This window comes from Vibrio sp. PID17_43 (assembly GCF_002608565.1).
GTDB lineage: Bacteria > Pseudomonadota > Gammaproteobacteria > Enterobacterales > Vibrionaceae > Vibrio.
Map to the genome: position 1 here is coordinate 12,228 of NZ_LIXM01000034.1, position 18,555 is coordinate 30,782.

Annotated in this window: 13 protein-coding genes and 3 pseudogenes; 14 read left to right on the forward strand and 2 right to left on the reverse strand. The window is 40.7% G+C overall.

Going from position 1 to position 18,555, the window contains the following annotated elements; translation table 11 throughout:
- Window positions 1–21: 21 nt before the first annotated feature.
- The 11 genes and pseudogenes from AK965_RS18795 to AK965_RS18845 all read left to right on the forward strand — a co-directional run bounded on the left by AK965_RS18795 (window position 22) and on the right by AK965_RS18845 (window position 10,175).
- Window positions 22–1,248: a hypothetical protein gene (locus tag AK965_RS18795; RefSeq protein WP_099081045.1), complete on the forward strand. Its 1,227-nt coding sequence runs from the start codon at window positions 22–24 to the stop codon at window positions 1,246–1,248.
- Window positions 1,249–1,350: 102 nt separating this feature from the next.
- A pseudogene (locus AK965_RS18800) lies at window positions 1,351–1,782 on the forward strand (IS5 family transposase); the annotation flags it as partial.
- A gap of 174 nt (window positions 1,783–1,956) precedes the next feature.
- Window positions 1,957–2,100 (forward strand): annotated as a pseudogene (locus AK965_RS18805) (transposase family protein); the annotation flags it as partial.
- 5 nt (window positions 2,101–2,105) lie between these two features.
- Window positions 2,106–2,249 (forward strand): annotated as a pseudogene (locus AK965_RS18810) (IS1 family transposase); the annotation flags it as partial.
- A gap of 107 nt (window positions 2,250–2,356) precedes the next feature.
- Window positions 2,357–3,538, forward strand: coding sequence for a hypothetical protein (locus tag AK965_RS18815; RefSeq protein WP_143699959.1), 1,182 nt, complete (start codon window positions 2,357–2,359; stop codon window positions 3,536–3,538).
- A gap of 45 nt (window positions 3,539–3,583) precedes the next feature.
- On the forward strand, window positions 3,584–4,738 hold the full coding sequence (locus AK965_RS18820) for a glycosyltransferase family 4 protein (protein WP_143699961.1): 1,155 nt from the start codon (window positions 3,584–3,586) through the stop codon (window positions 4,736–4,738).
- Window positions 4,738–5,814 (forward strand): glycosyltransferase family 4 protein, encoded by a 1,077-nt coding sequence (locus tag AK965_RS18825; protein WP_099081048.1) that lies wholly within the window; start codon window positions 4,738–4,740, stop codon window positions 5,812–5,814. Before AK965_RS18820 ends, AK965_RS18825 begins: the two co-directional genes overlap by 1 nt.
- Before the next feature lie 50 nt (window positions 5,815–5,864).
- Window positions 5,865–7,493, forward strand: a complete 1,629-nt coding sequence (locus AK965_RS18830; RefSeq protein ID WP_099081049.1) for a heparinase II/III family protein — start codon at window positions 5,865–5,867, stop codon at window positions 7,491–7,493.
- 6 nt (window positions 7,494–7,499) lie between these two features.
- A complete protein-coding gene (locus AK965_RS18835; protein WP_099081050.1) occupies window positions 7,500–8,675 on the forward strand; it encodes a glycosyltransferase family 4 protein in 1,176 nt (391 codons plus the stop codon).
- On the forward strand, window positions 8,665–9,630 hold the full coding sequence (locus AK965_RS18840) for an SDR family oxidoreductase (RefSeq protein ID WP_099081051.1): 966 nt from the start codon (window positions 8,665–8,667) through the stop codon (window positions 9,628–9,630). The genes AK965_RS18835 and AK965_RS18840 overlap by 11 nt, the downstream gene beginning before the upstream one ends.
- Window positions 9,627–10,175 carry a sugar transferase gene (locus AK965_RS18845; RefSeq protein WP_099081052.1) on the forward strand — a complete coding sequence of 183 codons (549 nt, stop codon included), beginning with the start codon at window positions 9,627–9,629 and terminating at the stop codon, window positions 10,173–10,175. The genes AK965_RS18840 and AK965_RS18845 overlap by 4 nt, the downstream gene beginning before the upstream one ends.
- A 73-nt stretch (window positions 10,176–10,248) precedes the next feature.
- Here AK965_RS18845 and AK965_RS18850 read toward each other — a convergent pair whose 3' ends face one another.
- Window positions 10,249–10,503 (reverse strand): hypothetical protein, encoded by a 255-nt coding sequence (locus tag AK965_RS18850; RefSeq protein WP_099081053.1) that lies wholly within the window; start codon window positions 10,501–10,503, stop codon window positions 10,249–10,251.
- Here AK965_RS18850 and AK965_RS18855 point away from each other — a divergent pair.
- Window positions 10,502–12,454: a nucleoside-diphosphate sugar epimerase/dehydratase gene (locus AK965_RS18855; RefSeq protein ID WP_099081054.1), complete on the forward strand. Its 1,953-nt coding sequence runs from the start codon at window positions 10,502–10,504 to the stop codon at window positions 12,452–12,454. The genes AK965_RS18850 and AK965_RS18855 overlap by 2 nt on opposite strands.
- Window positions 12,455–13,586: 1,132 nt before the next feature.
- Here AK965_RS18855 and AK965_RS18860 read toward each other — a convergent pair.
- A complete protein-coding gene (locus AK965_RS18860) occupies window positions 13,587–14,936 on the reverse strand; it encodes an MBL fold metallo-hydrolase RNA specificity domain-containing protein (protein WP_099081055.1) in 1,350 nt (449 codons plus the stop codon).
- A 517-nt stretch (window positions 14,937–15,453) separates the two neighbouring features.
- Here AK965_RS18860 and AK965_RS18865 point away from each other — a divergent pair.
- A complete protein-coding gene (locus AK965_RS18865; protein ID WP_099081056.1) occupies window positions 15,454–16,620 on the forward strand; it encodes a nucleotide sugar dehydrogenase in 1,167 nt (388 codons plus the stop codon).
- Window positions 16,621–16,688: 68 nt separating this feature from the next.
- Window positions 16,689–17,693, forward strand: coding sequence for an NAD-dependent epimerase (locus AK965_RS18870; protein WP_099081057.1), 1,005 nt, complete (start codon window positions 16,689–16,691; stop codon window positions 17,691–17,693).
- Window positions 17,694–18,555 lie beyond the last annotated feature (862 nt).

An 18,555-nucleotide genomic window follows, 5' to 3' on the forward strand; every position in this document is an offset into this window, starting at 1 on the left:
AATTTTATAAGCAAATTAAATATGGCCTTTATTTTCTTTTATCCAACTAAAAATAAAAAAATTGGTGGTGCCCAGCGCCTTGTTGTTAGCTTTGCAAAATCTCTTTCAAATTTAAATTATTCTGTAAAAATAATTGATTATAGTTCTGGTTATTGTTATGGATATTTTGAAAAGAAACCTAACAATTGTATTGAAATAATTTCTTTTGATGAATGTGAAAGTATAGGTGACTTGTCTTTAATCGATGTAGATAAAGACGATGTCTGGGTGTTATTTAATAGTGACTATATAAATTTTAGCGTATATGAAAAGATAGAGGGGAAAATACTTTTCTATGATTTATTGTACCCTAATATACCAAAGCTTTTCTCAACAAGATATGGTGATATACCATTTTTGAGTAGCTCTAGTCGTAAAAAATTCTTTAAAAGTATTATTGATAAAAAAGCGCTGTGTGTTGTAGATGTTGAGGCACAATTATGGTTAAGAAATAATCTAAATGTTCATGTTCCACTTGTTAATATACCTGTTGTAAAGAGTAGAAAATCATATAATCCTTCATATACTACAGGTAATGAATCTGAATACGTTGTGTATGTTGCTAGGGCTTGTGATTGGAAAGTAATGCCATTTCTGAAAGTAATAGAAGATTTATTTAGAGTTAATTGTGCATTAAAGTTTAAGATTTTTACAGATGACTCTAAATTATTTGATTCAATAATTAGACAAAATACAAGTGATAAGATATACGTTAACTTTAAAAATAGCTGTCAATACTATGAAGGGGTTGACATGGAGGAGATAATAAGAACAACAAATGATGGATTAATTCATTTTGGTATGGCAAGCGTGGCTGTAGAATTTGCTATCAATGGTTTATTTACCGTATCTCTAGACTTGTCAAATAGAAAGTTACCTAACAATTATGTGTATCGTTATATATATGATGGACATGATGAAGGATGTATAACTCAAGATTTATCAGATAATTGCTCTACTCATGTATATCTTGAAAAGGGTAGGAGTATCGATTTAATTATTGATGATGCTAAAACACCCAAAATTAGAAAGAATATAGTGTTAAATAGTAAGGTTTTTTGCGAAACAAATCACTATTCTGAAAATGTAGCCAAGAAATTAATAATGGTTTCATCTGAAAGTGAATTGACATTTGATAGTTATTTGAAAATTTTAAATTCCACATCTTTATATAAACTGTATAAGATTAGGAAAATTATTATGAAATAGATGTGTTTATACAGGGTCCCCGCGGCTTTGTTGCGTAAATCGATGGAACTAAACCAATAGCCAGCGATCTGATCGGCTACATGCACTCAAGTCTGTAGCCTCATGCCAAAACCACGTTACAAAACCAACAACTGGAAACAATACAATCAAGCTCTAGTCAACCGCGGCTCTCTAACGTTTTGGATTGATGACGAAGCAATAAGTGAGTGGAACCAAATCAAGCAGAACAGGCGCGGGAGACCTCGTGTTTTCAGTGATTTAGCCATCACAACCGCTTTAATGGTAAAGCGTATTTTTTCAATGCCCCTTCGCGCTTCACAAGGCTTTATTGATTCTGTGTTTCGACTTGCTCAACTCCCACTGAAATGCCCACATTACAGTTGTATCAGCCGCCGAGCCAAAGACGTTGATGTGAGTTTTAAAACGAAAACAAAAGGACCGATTCGACACCTCGCTATCGATGCTACAGGTCTCAAGGTTTATGGTGAAGGTGAGTGGAAAGTCAAAAAGCATGGCACGGATGGTAAACGCAGAGCAGGGCAATCGCATGAAAGTGCCCATTTTTAAAGGGCTTTCGTCAAATTAGTATCTTCTAATTTACAAGCCATTTCTTCTACATTCATCACAACATTGGAAACTCATTTAAGATCAATTTGTAGATCATTTTGAGTGATTTTTAATGGTTCTGTACTTAAACGGAGCCAGATTATGACGACAATAACGAACCCATTTATGCATTTCGAAGTGATAAAAGATTACCGTCAAGCCGCTAAGGTAGAACACAAATTGTCAGACATTATTTTGTTGACGATCTGTGGTGTGCTATCCGGTTTTGATACCTGGGAAGGTATCTGTGATTCACTCAGCGAATTGAGCGAACCTACCTAACATTACGTTCAAGATTTAAGAGCCTCGTTCGTAAAACGATCAGTTTTTCAAAATCAGGAGAGATGCATGACAAAGTTATAGGGACGTTTATCGAGTGGGAGTTCTACTGGTGATTCAACTGATTTGAGTCACAACCATTTTTCCGTGGGTGTGCATGAAACTTACGTGTTAATTATACCCTTTATAATGATATTAAAATTTTGCGGACTAGTTGATTTCCATGAAAAAAAATATTGATGAGTGCTTATTTTTAGTACACTTGACCGCTCCTACAGTTTTGCTTCCTATTACTCTACTCTTTGGTAGTGGTGTTTTTTGGTTATCATTTAGTTTTTTAATATTATCTACTAGCCTAGTAAATTCAAGATTCTTGGTGCGAAGAGAGTCAATTAAGTCTATGGCTCTATTTATTAGTATTATTTCAATACTTTTTCTCTGGTCACTGTTTAATGCTTATGGTGAAAGATTTAATGATTACCTTTATGATTTCATAACCTTAGGATTAATAAATTGTTATCTCTTTAGTAGAGTAAATAACTTTAATGCTTTAGTTAAACATTCATTCAAAATTGGTTTTTTAGCGTTCTTATCCACATTAGCAACATTACCATTTGTTTACAACGGCATCAGTAACTATATGATCTTTGGTAATAATATGTGTATGTGTTTTTTGCTATTTAATCTGTCATTTTTCCATGATAAAGATAGTAGCCTTATAAAGCGAATGTTTGTTTTTATATTCGGATTATTGGCTCTTGTGAGTATATTTATGTTCGGGAACCGAGGTGGGTTAATTGTTGCTTTTTCTTTGGTTTTTGTAAATTTATTCTCATCAAATAGATACAAATTGATTTTTAAGTCTTTCCTAATATTTGCCCTTTTAAGTCTTATGTTGTTTTTGATATTTGGTTTGAAATTTGTTGTGGATGATATCATTTCCCTATTTAATGATTTTGGTTACTACCCAGCACCGTTATATAAACTAAAGCAGATGTATGAAGTTGGGATTGCCAGTGCTTCATCGGGGCGAGATTTAATTTTCATAGAGGCGATTCAATTAATTGAATCAGGGAATCTATATCCATTTGGAGTTTCACACTACAGTGAGGTAACGAGCTACACTAGTCCACATAATTTCTTTTTGGAAGTGATAGTGTCAACTGGATTATTATCACCTTTTATTATTATGGCTTACTTTTTACTACTGCCGCTGATTATGCTTAGGCAGAGTATTAATCAATTAAATTACTTCGAATTTGTAATTATAGCTAATTTTTTTGTTCTAGTTTTTACAAAATTAATGCTTAGTTCAAGCTTTCTTTCTGAAAGCTTGTTCTATATACTAACAGTGTATCTCTTAACTAAATTTACAAACTGTTATAATGGAAATGTTTCTAATTAGCTATTTATTTTTCATTTTACTTTCAATGTAACTATCTGGTTTTATATGCGTATTTTATTTGTGACGAGCGAGTTAACCTATTCAAATACATCTGCTGCAATAAGAAATAGAAATCTTATTTATGGTTTACTTTCTATTGGTACTGTTGATTTATATGAGTTAAGGCAGTATTCAAACTCTCGAGAAGAGTTCAGTTTGCCAGTGGAAATTAACAATATTTTTACGTTGAATTTAGGCTATTCACAAAAGAGTCAGAATAAAAGGTGTCAAAATAAATTATTTTATCTGAAGAGTATGATTGCAAAATTAGTAAAATCAGTTGTACCAGATAAACTCTCATTGGTAGAGCTTTCAAGTTTTCCAGAGTTACGTCTTGATAATTATGATGTGATTATATCCAGTTCAGACCCTAAAGGTATACACATAGCAACATCTAGGTTTATTTCTAAGCATAAAGGAATCTTCAAAGGTAAATATATTCAATACTGGGGTGATCCTTGGTTTGACGATATATCACGAAGTACAAATTATTTAACCAAGCTAGCAGAGTCGAAGTTATTGAAGTTTTCAGATCATGTGATATATAATTCTAGTCGTACTTTGGATAGGCAAAAAAAAATTCATCCTAAATCATCTCAAAAAATGAGCTATTTACCTAGAGGTCTGTTTTCAGAAAATTCTAACTATGTCGTTGATATTCCAGTTATGGCTAATAACAGCAAAAAAATAGTTTACGCAGGTGATTATCGCTCAAGGTATAGAAACATTATCCCATTGTTGGATGCTATCGAATCTAGCGATTTTTCACTTAACATCTATGGGGATGGGGAACTCCCAAAGAAAGAATACAAAAAAACCACCTTTTACAGTAGGGTTTCACAAGAAGAATTAAATCAGAAAACTTCTGATGCATCTATTCAAATAGTTTTAATGAATGATAAGGGAGGGCAGGTTCCGGGAAAGTTATTTGACTTGATGCTATCTAATCATCATGTTTTGGTGATTTTAGACGGTGATTTCACTAGCAGTGATATTCCATGTAAAGAGCGCTTCTTTATATGTAATAATAATAAGGAAGCAATACGTAATGAGTTGATTAAAATTAATAGCGTAAGTTCGAAAATGATAATTGACTTAAGGGATTATGACATCAAGAAACTAGTGAATAACATGTTTAATTCGGTTGTTGAGGATAAGTAATGAAAGTTGGAACTGCTTTTTGTGACTATGAAAACTATCATGCTTTTTCTGTATTGGAAGGTTTAGAGAATTTAAAAAAATATCACTTTCTAGAAGCGCCATCATGGCGAAAAGGAAAAAATTGGGAGCTTAACGAAAGTAAAAAATTAGGTTTTTTTTCTGTTAAAGCCTTAAGGCGGGTATTGAAGTCGGATTATGTTATTTTTTGGGGGATATTTAATCCATTCCCTACCATGCTATTTTATTTTATTTTTGCAGTGATTTTTAGAAAAGAGGTCTTTATTTGTTCTGAAGGATTCAAAAGTGAAAAGAAAGGTCTAGGTAAGAAGTTGATTTCCTTTCTAATGGCATTTGCTAAGCAAGAAAAAATATCTGTGTTGTGTATCGGAAATGGTGCTAATTCAGACTATAAATCAATAGGTTTTAATAATGTAAACTTCTATAAGTTCGGTTTTTTTGAAGAGTATAATAGTGTTGGTCATATCACAATTTCTGATAAATATAGTAATCTAGAAAATAGAACGTTAAGAATTTTATACGTTGGCCAATTAATTGATCGTAAAGGTATCTTAGATTTTGTAACTAAGCTTGATGACGTGAAAAGGGACTTGATTATTGATATAGCTGGTGACGGTGAATTAATGGGGGGTATTAGAGCTGCAAAAAGTTTTTTGCCTCCCAATGTTAAAGTCAATTTACATGGCTACTGTTGTGTTGAAAAGTTACATGATCTATATAGTTCGGCTGATATTTTTCTTTTGCCCTCTAAATATGAAGGCTGGGGAGTTGTCATTAATCAAGCCATCCACTATAAACTACCACTATTACTGGCAGCAAATGTTCGTTCAGGAGAAGGATTTTTATTTGACAATAACGGTGCTATTTTTAATGGTTATTCGCAAGCATTGAATTTTATTTCTTCGATAGACGAGGAATCGATTATAAGAATGGCCAACTATAGTTGCGAACTGTCGAAGATTTGGAATGTAGAGGTTGCTAGGACTAGGTTAAGATGCTTTATTAATAATGGTATGATTTATGATTCTGGCCCACTTGCTATTTATACATTATCGTAACGTACTTGTTTGTTTTATTAATATCCATATGAATGTCAGGGAATTAAGTTTTGTTAAATAAACTTTTCATTTACTTTAACACAATAAAGTACCTTAAGTTGGAGCAGGTTTTCTTTCGGTTGTGGTATAGGTTTAAAAAAATAAATCTTAAGACGACAGCATATAATGTCTCTTGTTATAATTGGGTTTGGAAAGGCCCGAATGTATCGGAGCAGACTATCTTTGACAATAAAACTGCTATTTTTCTTTCAGCAAGAGCAAACTTAAATAGTCCTGAAATTTGGAATGATGGTTCTCACTCAAAACTTTGGTTGTACAACTTACACTATTTTGATGACTTTAATTCTCGCAATCATGTTGAGAGAGAAGAGCTTCACTTTGAATTGATAAACAGATGGATTGCGGAAAACCCTCCTGCTATAGGGAATGGATGGGAACCGTATCCTTTGTCATTGAGAATCGTCAATTGGGTTAAATGGTTGAGTCGTAAACCTATTACACATCAGATACATTTAAACAGTTTATCGATCCAAGCTGAGGCGCTGGCCCAGCAATTAGAGTTCCATATTTTAGGTAATCATATTTTTGCCAATGCAAAGGCACTTATATTTGTTGGGTGCTTCTTAAAAAGTCCTTATAGTGAAGGCCATTTACTTGAAGGCTTGCGTATTTTAAAACGTGAAATTTCGGAACAATTTTTAGATGATGGTGCACATTTCGAATTGTCACCAATGTATCACAGCATAGTCTTATGGGACTTATTAGAATTGCTTGATTTGGCTAGAGTGAGCGGCAACACACACCTTTTAGAAGTTCTACCTACCCTTAAGTCTACAGCTGCCAACGCCCTGACTTGGTTAACAAATATGACTCATCCAGATGGTGAGATTAGTTTTTTTAATGATAGTGCGGTTAGTATAGCTCCTACCCCAACACAAGTTTTTGATTATGCCCTTAAGCTTGGCTTAGCTAGCGCTCAAAATACCAGTTTTTTAACTATTCACAGAAAGAGTGGCTATAGCCGTATGACCTCAGGTGGTTTTGTTTGTTTGTTTGATCACGCAAATATTGGCCCAGACTACTTACCTGGTCATGCTCATGCAGATTCATTGAGTTTTGAATTGTCAGTTTGCGAACAACGTGTGTTTGTAAATTCAGGAACGTCTCTGTATGGAACAAGCAAAGAGCGACAGAGGCAACGAGGCACATCGGCCCATAATACGGTTGTAGTAGATAATCAAAACTCTTCGGAAGTTTGGAGTGGCTTTCGCGTAGCTCGGAGAGCGTATGCAAAACTGCTAGATAGTGGTTTGACTGAGAATGGCTGTTTTGTTAAAGCATACCACGATGGTTACAAGCGTTTACCTGGAAAGGTACAGCACACGCGAAGGATAGATGTTGATACGAATAAGGTTGTCGTTTCTGACAAACTTAGCGGCACATTTCAATCTGCTCAGGTCCATTATCACTTACACCCTGACATTGAAATCGAGGTCCAAAGTAGCAGTTTACTTCTGCGCTTACCTAACGGGGAGTCTCTAACATTAGATTGTAATGATAAAGTGCTTATTACTGAAAGTACGTGGCATCCAAAGTTTGGTGAAAGTATTCCAAATAAAAAACTGATATTTACATTATCTAGCGACCAACATGATTTACTAATAATACGAAACAATTGAGATGATATGAAGATTTTATTTTTGACATTCTATTATACTCCTGACTTGTGCGCTGGATCTTTTCGTTCTTCCGCTTTGATTGAGAAACTTTCCAAGTTAAACGTTGATATTGAGATTATCACAACTATGCCAAATCGTTACTCGACTTTCTCAGCGCATGCTGAAGAATCAGAACGATGTGGCAATGTTATTATACACCGTGTTCCATTACCCAACCATAATAGTGGTATGCTCGATCAGATTATAGCTTTCTTTACCTACTATAAAGCTGCATTGCGTATTATCAAGGATCAGCGATACGATTCAGTTTTCTCCACTTCTTCTCGGCTATTTACTGCTTTCCTAGGAGCAAGAATATCCCGAAAAAAAAATATTCCATTATACCTCGATATAAGAGATATTTTTGTTGATACGATTAAAGATGTTTTACCGTCTAGAATAGCACTAATAACTAAACCTATATTTTCTTTGATAGAAAAGTATTCTTTTAGCCGCGCAGGCTGCATTAACCTAGTATCAGAAGGATTTCGAGAGTATTTTGAAGCGCGTTATTCTAACATTCAATTTCGATGGTTTACAAATGGCATAGATGATACTTTCTTGAAGTATCCTATTTCTGAAAGTTCATTATGCAAGGATGATTTGGTTACAGTTCTTTATGCTGGGAATATTGGTGAAGGACAAGGTTTGCATGGTATCGTCCCAAGTCTTGCTAAAAAGTTAGAAGGAAAAGCTCGTATAAAGATTATAGGTGCAGGAGGACGCTTGGCTCAACTAGAAAAAGTTGTAGCCGATATTGATAACGTCGAGATATTTAAACCGGTTGCAAGGGAAGAGCTGTTACGAGCATATAGCAATTCTGACGTGTTGTTTTTACATTTGAATGATTATCCCGCCTTTGAGAAGGTTCTACCATCAAAAATTTTCGAATATGCAGCAATGGGAAAGCCAATTTTAGCGGGAGTATCTGGCTATTCAGCTGAATTTTTAGAACGAAATGTATCTAATGTAGGTATTTTCTATCCTACCAACGATAAAATGGCTCTTGATGCTTTTAATAGCTTAGAATTAAAAACGGTTAAAAGGGCCGAATTCAACAATAAATTTAGCCGTGCATCCATCATGGAAAATATGGCAGCAGATATATATAGATTTTCACGAGGAGAAATGCATGACCACTAACAGTAAAGTTCTCCTAACGGGAGGGACTGGACTTGTAGGGGGGGCCTTGCTAGAAAAACTACCTATGACGACGAGTGTAGTTGGCCGTAGTCAACCATCGCGAGCTTGTCGTTTCTTCCAAGGTGACCTTGTGGATAATCCTGAATACTTTGAAGCGCTTAGTGATGTTGATATTGTTGTTCACTGTGCTGCTCGTGTGCATGTAATGAGGGACGAATCTGATGAACCGTTGGAGGAATTTCGAAAGGTAAATACAGTCGCAACACTTGATTTGGCCAGACAAGCTTCTGTCTTTGGTGTAAAGCGTTTTATATTTGTAAGTTCTATTAAAGTGAATGGTGAATCAACAAATGTTGGCACCCCATTTACAGCTATGAGTCAAAGAGCTCCTGAAGATTATTATGGAGCATCTAAAGCTGAAGCTGAAGAGCAATTACTAATATTCGGCCAAGATGTTGGTATGGAAATCGTTATCATCAGGCCAACGTTAGTTTATGGTCCAGGCGTTAAAGCCAATTTTGCCTCATTAATGAAACTTGTATCAAAAGGTATTCCGCTTCCATTTGGGTGTATTAAAAACAACAAACGTAGCTTAGTATCAGTAGACAACTTAGTGGATTTAATTATCACCTGTATTGATCACCCGAAAGCAGCCAATGAAGTTTTTTTGGTGTCAGATGATCATGATGTCTCCACCTATGAAATGGTGCATCATATGGCTCAAGCGCTAGGTAAACCAACTTGGCAGTTGCCTGTTCCTGTTTGGTGTTACAAGTTAGCTGGTAAAGTATTCAATAAGTCGGATGTCGTAGATAGATTAACTGGCTCTTTACAAGTCGATATCTCTCATACGAAAGAAACGTTAGGTTGGGTGCCACCTCAATCCCTACAAGAGGGTTTTAAGCAAACCGCCGAAGCCTTTCTACAATCAAAGAAAAGTAGTGTTAAAGCATGATCCGTTTAATTGATTTTTTAGCTGCCTTTTTCGGTTTGCTTTTTCTATGGCCAGTATTACTCATTGTCACCATCATTGGCTTGTTTGATACGGGCTCTCCGATTTTTGTGCAAGAGCGTGTTGGACGTAACAAAAAACCGTTTAAACTGATCAAGTTCCGCACTATGTCGGTAGAAACCAAATCTGTGGCGAGTCACTTAGCGAGCAATGCGTCTATTACCAAACTTGGCGGCTTTTTGCGTAAAACTAAGATTGATGAACTCCCGCAATTGATCAATGTGGTAAAAGGTGAAATGAGTTTGGTCGGGCCACGCCCGAATTTATTCAATCAAGAAGAACTTATTGCTGAACGCGATGCGATGGGAGTTTATGACGTGCTGCCCGGCATTACGGGTTTAGCGCAAGTGCAAAATATTGATATGTCGACACCAGCGTTGCTTGCAAAAACAGACAAGCAAATGATCGATAGCCTGACGCTCAAAGATTACTTTAAATACATCTTAATGACGGCCACTGGCAGTGGTTCCGGTGACGCGGTCAAATAGTGTCGCCTATTGGGGAGATCCTAAAAATCCCAACAAAACCAATCAAGATCAAACTTTTGATCCTTGCACTGTCTCACCATTGAGTCAGTTTATACTTGGCTAACTGAAGATTGAGACACGCTAGGTGTGCTCGGATAGTATCCCGGCTTGGGTTAAGTCGCTCAGCCGATGGCTCGTTATGCGAACGCTTGGTTTGAGCGCTTTTGTGCAAAGCGCGCGGCATGGACCATTTCGATTGGTCGATGCCGCGCGTTTTTGTTATTATGTCATCATCTCGGCTCTCTCTTTCAATAACAATCATCGTAATTTCAATAAGAATTATCGTCATGCAACGTCTTCAATTTTTATGGCAACTCTCGCGCACCAACAAACGCATTGTCAGTGTGTTGATTGATGCGTTATTGATCTTTTTGGCTTTCCACCTGGCACTTTGGGTGCGGTTGGGGGACGGCGAGTACCTATCGTCTCCTATAATATGGGGCATGCAAGCGGCGGTGGCGCTGGCAACGGTGTTTATTTTTGCTCGTTTAGGGTTGTACCGTGCTGTGCTGCGCTACCTCACTTTCCAAGCTTTGTTTGTGGTCAGTGCGGGCGCCATCCTCTCTGCCTTGTTGATGGCGGCGATCAGTTTTTACCTCAGTGATGCATTTTTTATTCCTCGTACGGTGCCGATCATTTACTGTGCGTTTTTAGCGCTGTTTTGTGGCGGTCCGCGTATTTTGGTGCGTTCATTAGTGGCGCAAAGTTACATTCACCAATGCAAAAATGTGGTGATTTACGGTGCCGGCTCAGGCGGTCGCCAATTGGCCATGGCGCTGCGAAACTCTGGTGAGTATCGGGTTCGGGCCTTTATTGATGGGGATCCAACGCTGTACAACACCATGATCTTGGGTTTGCCGGTGATCGCCATTGACGACATTATGCCTATCATCGATAAACATGACGTTTCACAAGTGCTGCTTGCGGTGCCAAGTGCGAAGCGCTCACGCCGTAAAGCAATTCTCGACCAATTGGCACAACTTCCGGTAGAGGTCCTATCCGTGCCAGACATGGGCGACATTGTCTCCGGTAAGGCAAAAATTGATGAGCTGAAAGATGTGGCGATTGAAGACTTGTTAGGGCGAGATCCTGTTGCCCCGCAGCAAGTGCTGCTTGAGGCCAACATCAAAGATAAAGTGGTGATGGTGACGGGCGCGGGCGGCTCGATTGGCTCTGAGCTGTGTCGTCAGATTGTGGAGCAAAACCCAACGGCGATCATTTTGTTTGAATTGTCGGAATTCGGTTTGTATCAAATTGACCGTGAGCTCAACCAGCTCAAAGCCGAGAAAGGGTTGAGCTGCGATATCATTCCGCTGCTAGGCTCGGTACAAAGGCAGCATCGTCTAGAAACCATCATGGCGTCCTTTAAAGTGCAAACCGTGTATCATGCCGCCGCATACAAGCACGTCCCATTGGTGGAATACAATGTTATCGAAGGCGTGCGTAACAACGTTTACGGCACGTACTATACGGCGACGGCGGCCATTAAAGCAGGCGTCGAGTCCTTTGTATTAATTTCTACCGATAAAGCGGTGCGCCCTACCAATGTGATGGGCACAACCAAGCGAATGGCGGAGCTTGGCTTACAGGCTCTGGCTGAGCAAGAGAATGAAAAGGCAAATGGTACCCGTTTTTGCATGGTGCGCTTTGGTAACGTGCTTGGCTCGTCCGGCTCTGTGATCCCATTATTTAAAAAGCAAATCGCCGCAGGCGGCCCGGTAACGGTCACGCATCCTGATATCACGCGTTACTTTATGACCATTCCAGAGGCGGCGCAGCTGGTGATTCAAGCGGGTGCGATGGGTAAAGGGGGGGACGTGTTTGTACTGGATATGGGCGAATCCGTAAAAATTACCGATTTAGCACGTAACCTGATCCAGCTTTCGGGTTTAGAGGTGAAAGCAGAGACGAACCCTTATGGTGACATTGAAATTCAGTTTGCAGGGCTTCGCCCGGGTGAAAAACTGTATGAAGAGTTACTGATTGGCGATAATGTCAAACAAACCGCTCATGAGCGTATTATGACCGCACATGAAGTCCACTTATCGTTGTCAGATTATGAATCGCTCATCAATGAACTTGACCTCGCTTGTCACAGCATGGACCATGAAAAAATTCGTTCATTGCTACTAAGCGCGCCCACAGGTTTTAACCCAACCGATGGCATTGGCGATTTGGTTTGGAAGCATAATCATATCGATGAAGACGTAATAAATATTCATCAAGCAGTCAATGAGTAAACGATGGGCACCTAGTATGGTGCCCATTTTTGTATGTGTAATAAGTGTCGTATAGGCATAGAGAATACGGCCCCTTAGTTCAAATCGTTGCTGGTCAGCGAGTAGTCATTAGATTCCTAGTCTCGCTTTGGCTCGCTGGAATGACGGTATTCAGCAACAGAAATCATGGCTAGGTAGCGTGGTCATTCTGAACAGTGAGGCACGAGCGTGATTCAGAATCTACGAGCCGAGTTTGAAAGTGTTAAGGCTACAAACTGAGATTAAACTGCGTGTGGGTATTAGATTCCTAGTCTCGCTATGGCTCGCTGGAATGACGATGTTCAGCAACAGAAATCATGGCTAGGTAGCGTGGTCATTCTGAACAGTGAGGCACGGACGTGATTCAGAATCTACGAGCCGAGTTTGAAGTCGTTAAGGCTACGATTTGAGATTAAACTGCGTGTGGGTATTAGATTCCTAGTCTCGCTATGGCTCGCTGGAATGACGGAATTCAGCAACAGAAATCATGGCTAGGTAGCGTGGCCATCCTGAACAGTGAGGCACGAACGTGATTCAGAATCTACGAGCCGAGTTTGAAGGTGTTAAGGCTACGAACTGAGATTAAACTGCGTGTGGGTAATAGATTCCTAGTCTCGCTATGGCTCACTGGAATGACGATGTTCAGCAACAGAAATCATGGCTAGGTAGCGTGGTCATTCTGAACAGTGAGGCACGAACGTGATTCAGAATCTACGAGCCGAGTTTGAAGTCGTTAAGGCGACGAACTGAGATTAAACTGCGTGTGGGTAATAGATTCCTAGTCTCGCTATGGCTCGCTGGAATGACGATGTTCAGCAACAGAAATCATGGCTAGGTAGCGTGGTCATTCTGAACAGTGAGGCACGAACGTGATTCAGAATCTACGAGCCGAGTTTGAAGTCGTTAAGGCGACGAACTGAGATTAAACTGCGTGTGGTAATAGATTCCTAGTCTCGCTTTGGCTCGCTGGAATGACGATGTTGCGTATGGCGCTTTTTCTGTCATCGAGAAGCGAAGCGTTCCGTATCTTACAACGACCACCAAAGCTATTGAAAACCTATAAACGATCAACAAACTCCTTCTAGGACCTAGAAACCCTAAAACTAAAACCCCATCAATCAACAACCTTGATCCCATACCTTTCAACCAACACCCCCAACTCCCGCTTCGCACTGTTTTCCCCATGAATCAAATGCACCGCTTTGGGTTTGGTTGGTATGCCTGTAATAAAACGCAGTAAATCCGTTTGGTCAGCATGCGCTGAGTAACCCGACATGGTGTGGATTTGTGCCTTCACCTTTATATCCTTTGCGCCTATCGCAACCGAGTGACTGCCTTGCTGAATGGCTCGCCCTAACGTACCTTGTGCTTGATAGCCTGCAAATAACACATCATTTTTCTTATCCGGCAGTAGCGCTTCTAAATAGTTAACGATGCGGCCACCCTCACACATGCCAGATGCCGCAACGACAATGGCGGGCTCATTCGTTGAGGCAAGACGATTAACGAGCGCTTGGTGTTGTCGGTGGTTTTCTACCGTAATGCATTGCTTAAACGCGAGTGGGTGGCGTTGGCCGACTAACCTGTTTTTGGCTTCTTGGCCCCAGAGCTTTTTAAAGCGGCGATAGGTTTTGGTGACGCTTTTCGCCAGCGGTGAATCTAAGATAATCGGTAGGGAGGCGTGTAGATCACGTTGGTGAATCAACTGCTCGATATCAAACAGCAGTTCTTGGGTTCTGCCTACGCTGAATGCGGGGATAAGGATCACGCCGCCATCTTTAAGTGCATGATCAATGATGTGGTTTAAGCGCGTAGTACGTGTAGAAACATCGTCATGTTGCTTGTTTCCATAGGTGGACTCAATAAACAAATAGTCAGCGCGTTTTGGTGATTTAGGATCGGGCAGCAGAGGTGTATTGCTAGGGCCTAGATCGCCAGAGAAGACAATCACCTCACCGTTGGGCAGTTTGAACTCCACATAAGCAGAACCAAGAATGTGCCCGGCAGGTTGGAACCTAAGGTAAGTTTGGTTGCTAAGAGGGAGCCACTGTTGATAGTCACACGGTTTTAGCTGTTTTCTAATGACGTTGAGCACCTGTTGGCGCTGATGGTAATTGAGCCCAAGTTGCAACTTTAAACCGTCTTCCAGCATGAGTGGCACCAGTTCTGCAGTGGCCTTGGTGCAATAGATGGGGCCTTTAAAGCCTGCCGCGAGCAACCAGGGCAAGCGCCCAATATGGTCAATGTGCGCGTGAGTCAGGATTAGGGCTTTGATCTGTTTGGTGGGGAATTCGATATTGAGGGATGCTTTTCGTCCGCCAAACTGCAAATCCTTACCTTGGAATAGCCCGCAATCAATCAAAACGCTGCCATGAGGCAGTTTGAGCTCATGACAGGAGCCCGTCACGGTATGTTTTCCGCCGTGATGGTTCACGCTGGCAAGATCGCAGATGGTGGTTGTCATGGTTCACCCCTAAGAAATTATGTCAATTATATGGTACAGATTTAACACATTGACGTGGTGGTAATTTAGCCAGTGTGCGAGGGGGATTAAAGAAAGGGCCTAAGACCTAATGTTTTGGATTATGGATTATGTACAAACTTTGCTCTTGAATTATAAGAAGAATACTTGTCATTCTGAACAGTCAGGTACGAACGTGATTCAGAATCTACTGACCGCTTTTGAAAGAGTTAAGGTGATTATCTGAGATTAAATCGCGTGTGGGTAGTAGATTCCTAGTCTCGCTAAGGCTCGCTGGAATGACGTCGTTAGTTCAGTGAGTGTGTTTCCGTAAGCGAAGCGCTCCGTAGACCGTATTCAAATCAACTTCCTCAAAAGCCATTGAAATACCCAGAGCGCTCAACAAGCTCCCCCTAGGATCTAGGATCTAGGAGCCTCAGCTCTCAGTTCTTGCTTTTCTCTCGTTCAGTTTTCTTGATTCTGCTATGCTTTTGTAAAAGTTGAATTTAAGGATTAACCTATGAAAATCGCAGTGGCGGGGACCGGCTATGTAGGGCTTTCTAACGCGATGTTGTTAGCCCAAAATCATGAAGTGGTCGCAGTTGATATCATCCCAGAAAAAGTCGAAATGCTGAACAATAAGCAATCACCCATTGTGGATGCGGAAATTGAGCACTTTCTTGCTAACAAGCCTCTGAACTTTGTTGCTACAACAGACAAAGCGCTGGCATACCATGGTGCCGACTATGTGGTGATTGCGACACCAACCGATTACGATCCAACAACCAACTACTTTAATACCTCATCAGTCGAAGCCGTAATCAAAGACGTGATGGCGATTAATCCAGATGCGGTGATGGTGATCAAATCAACTGTGCCAGTTGGTTATACCGCGCGTATCAAACAACAGATGAACTGTGAGAATATCTTGTTCTCTCCAGAGTTCTTGCGTGAAGGCAAAGCGCTGTACGATAACCTTTACCCATCACGCGTGATTGTCGGTGAGCGCAGTGAGCGAGCAGAAATGTTTGCAGGCCTGCTAGTTGAAGGCGCGATAAAAGAGGACATTCAAGTCCTGTTTACGAACTCGACGGAGGCAGAAGCGGTCAAACTGTTCTCTAATACTTACCTAGCGATGCGTGTGGCGTACTTTAATGAGTTGGATTCTTACGCCGAAGCGCATGGCTTGGATGCGCGCCAAATCATTGAGGGTGTTGGTTTAGACCCACGTATTGGTAATCACTATAACAACCCATCATTTGGTTACGGCGGTTACTGTTTGCCGAAAGATACCAAGCAGCTACTTGCCAACTATCAAAGTGTGCCAAACAATATTATTGGTGCGATTGTAGAAGCAAACCGCACGCGTAAAGACTTTGTTGCGGACTCGATCATCAAGCGTCAACCTAAAGTGGTGGGGGTTTACCGCTTGATCATGAAGGCGGGTTCGGACAACTTCCGCGCTTCTTCTATTCAGGGCATCATGAAGCGCATTAAAGCCAAAGGCATTGACGTGGTGGTGTATGAACCAGTACTTAAAGAGCAAGAATTCTTTAATTCTCGCGTTATTCAAGATTTAAACGAGTTTAAGCAAACGGCAGATGTGATCGTGTCTAACCGCATGGTTGAAGAGCTCACGGATGTTGCAGAGAAAGTTTATACCCGCGACTTATTTGGTAGTGATTAAATCTCCACCTATACTTCATAAAGCCAGTGAATATTCACTGGCTTTTTTATTCCAAGGAAAGGAAAGCTATGAAGTATCTCGTGACAGGTGCTGCTGGTTTTATTGGCAGTGCCACTGCAGAAAAACTCAATCAAGCCGGGCATTATGTTGTGGGTATCGACAACCTTAATGGCTATTACGATGTCAATCTCAAACAAGCTCGCCTCAATCGCATTAAGCACTCTCTATTTCGTTTTCTCTGCCTCGACATTGCGGACCGAGATGCAATGGAAGCATTGTTCGCAGAGGAGCAATTTGATCGGGTTATCCACTGTGCCGCACAGGCTGGTGTTCGTTATTCATTAGAGAACCCGCATGCTTATGCCGATTCAAATCTCGTTGGTCATCTTAATATTCTTGAGGGATGTCGTCAGAATCAGGTGCAACACTTGGTGTATGCGTCTTCCAGTTCCGTGTATGGCTTGAATGCGAAAGTGCCGTTTTCACCCTCAGACAACGTTGATCATCCTATCTCTTTATACGCTGCTACCAAGAAGTCGAATGAGTTGATGGCGCACAGCTACTCTCATCTTTATGGTATTCCGACCACGGGTTTACGCTTTTTTACTGTGTACGGTTCTTGGGGCCGCCCAGACATGGCACCATTTATTTTTACCAAGAAGATCCTGGATGGTGACACCATCGATATCAATAACAACGGCGATATGTGGCGTGATTTCACCCATGTGGATGACATCGTGGAAGGGGTGGTGCGTATCGCGGATGTGATCCCTCAAAAAGATGAGGCTTGGACGGTTGAGACTGGTACACCAGCAAGTAGCTCTGCTCCGTACGCGGTGTATAACATTGGCCACGGTTCACCGATCAATTTGATGGACTTCGTTAAAGCGATTGAAGATGAGCTGGATATTGAAGCGAAGAAGAACTTTCGTGAAATGCAGCCAGGTGATGTATACCAAACTTATGCAGATATGGAAGATCTGTTTGCTGCCACGGGCTATAAGCCTAAAGTGACGGTGAAAGAGGGCGTTGCGGAATTTGTGGCTTGGTATAAAGATTTTTATGGGAAGTAGGGAAATGAAAGGGCCGAGCTTGAGGCCGCGAAGGTGATGAGTTGAGGCTACACCGCGTGTGGGTAATAGATTCCTAGTCTCGCTAAGGCTCGCTGGAATGACGTTGTTCACAGTGAAGATTGCGGCGGTGAAATAATCGTCAATCTGAACAGTGAGGGATGAACGTGATTCAGAATCTATTGTCCGTTGATTCTGTGGCTTGAGGTTAGGTGTGAAGGCTAGGTGCTTGCTGAAGTTAGATTCTTAGTCTCGCTAGGGCTCGCTAGAATGACGCACCCTCATATTTAAGGGGAGCTAAAATAACCGTCATTCTGAACAGTGAGGGATGAACGTGATTCAGAATCTACCCACAAAGAGAGCGTTGGTTGAAGGTGCGATTTTGAACCAACGGTTTGTTGAAGAAAGATTCCTAGTCTCGCTAGGGCTCGCTGGAATGACGCACCCTCATATTTAAGGGGAGCTAAAATAATCGTCATTCTGAACAGTGAGGGACGAACGTGATTCAGAATCTACTCACCGAGAGCTCGTTAGTTGAAGGTGCGATTTTGAATCAACGGTTTGTTGATGAAAGACTCCTAGTCTCGCTAGGGGACGCACCCTCATATTTAAGGGGAGCTAAAATAACCGTCATTCTGAACAGTGAGGGACGAACGTGATTCAGAATCTACTCACCGAGAGCTCGTTAGTTGAAGGTGCGATTTTGAACCAACGGTTTGTTGATGAAAGATTTCTAGTCTCGCTAGGGGACGCACCTGTAGTGGTTTAATGATCCCGGACACCAAATTAGGTGGTAAAGTCTCCACCATAAATGAGGTGCTCAATGACAAAACGACAACGACGTACATTTTCTGCTGAATTTAAA

Bases quoted from the DNA above. Each gene is read 5' to 3' on its own strand.
- AK965_RS18795 (WP_099081045.1), top strand. From the start codon at position 22: ATGGCCTTTATTTTCTTTTATCCAACTAAAAATAAAAAAATTGGTGGT.
- AK965_RS18815 (WP_143699959.1), top strand. From the start codon at position 2,357: ATGAAAAAAAATATTGATGAGTGCTTATTTTTAGTACACTTGACCGCT.
- AK965_RS18820 (WP_143699961.1), top strand. From the start codon at position 3,584: ATGCGTATTTTATTTGTGACGAGCGAGTTAACCTATTCAAATACATCT.
- AK965_RS18825 (WP_099081048.1), top strand. From the start codon at position 4,738: ATGAAAGTTGGAACTGCTTTTTGTGACTATGAAAACTATCATGCTTTT.
- AK965_RS18835 (WP_099081050.1), top strand. From the start codon at position 7,500: ATGAAGATTTTATTTTTGACATTCTATTATACTCCTGACTTGTGCGCT.
- AK965_RS18840 (WP_099081051.1), top strand. From the start codon at position 8,665: ATGACCACTAACAGTAAAGTTCTCCTAACGGGAGGGACTGGACTTGTA.
- AK965_RS18845 (WP_099081052.1), top strand. From the start codon at position 9,627: ATGATCCGTTTAATTGATTTTTTAGCTGCCTTTTTCGGTTTGCTTTTT.
- AK965_RS18855 (WP_099081054.1), top strand. From the start codon at position 10,502: ATGCAACGTCTTCAATTTTTATGGCAACTCTCGCGCACCAACAAACGC.
- AK965_RS18850 (WP_099081053.1), bottom strand. From the start codon at position 10,503: ATGACGATAATTCTTATTGAAATTACGATGATTGTTATTGAAAGAGAG.
- AK965_RS18860 (WP_099081055.1), bottom strand. From the start codon at position 14,936: ATGACAACCACCATCTGCGATCTTGCCAGCGTGAACCATCACGGCGGA.
- AK965_RS18865 (WP_099081056.1), top strand. From the start codon at position 15,454: ATGAAAATCGCAGTGGCGGGGACCGGCTATGTAGGGCTTTCTAACGCG.
- AK965_RS18870 (WP_099081057.1), top strand. From the start codon at position 16,689: ATGAAGTATCTCGTGACAGGTGCTGCTGGTTTTATTGGCAGTGCCACT.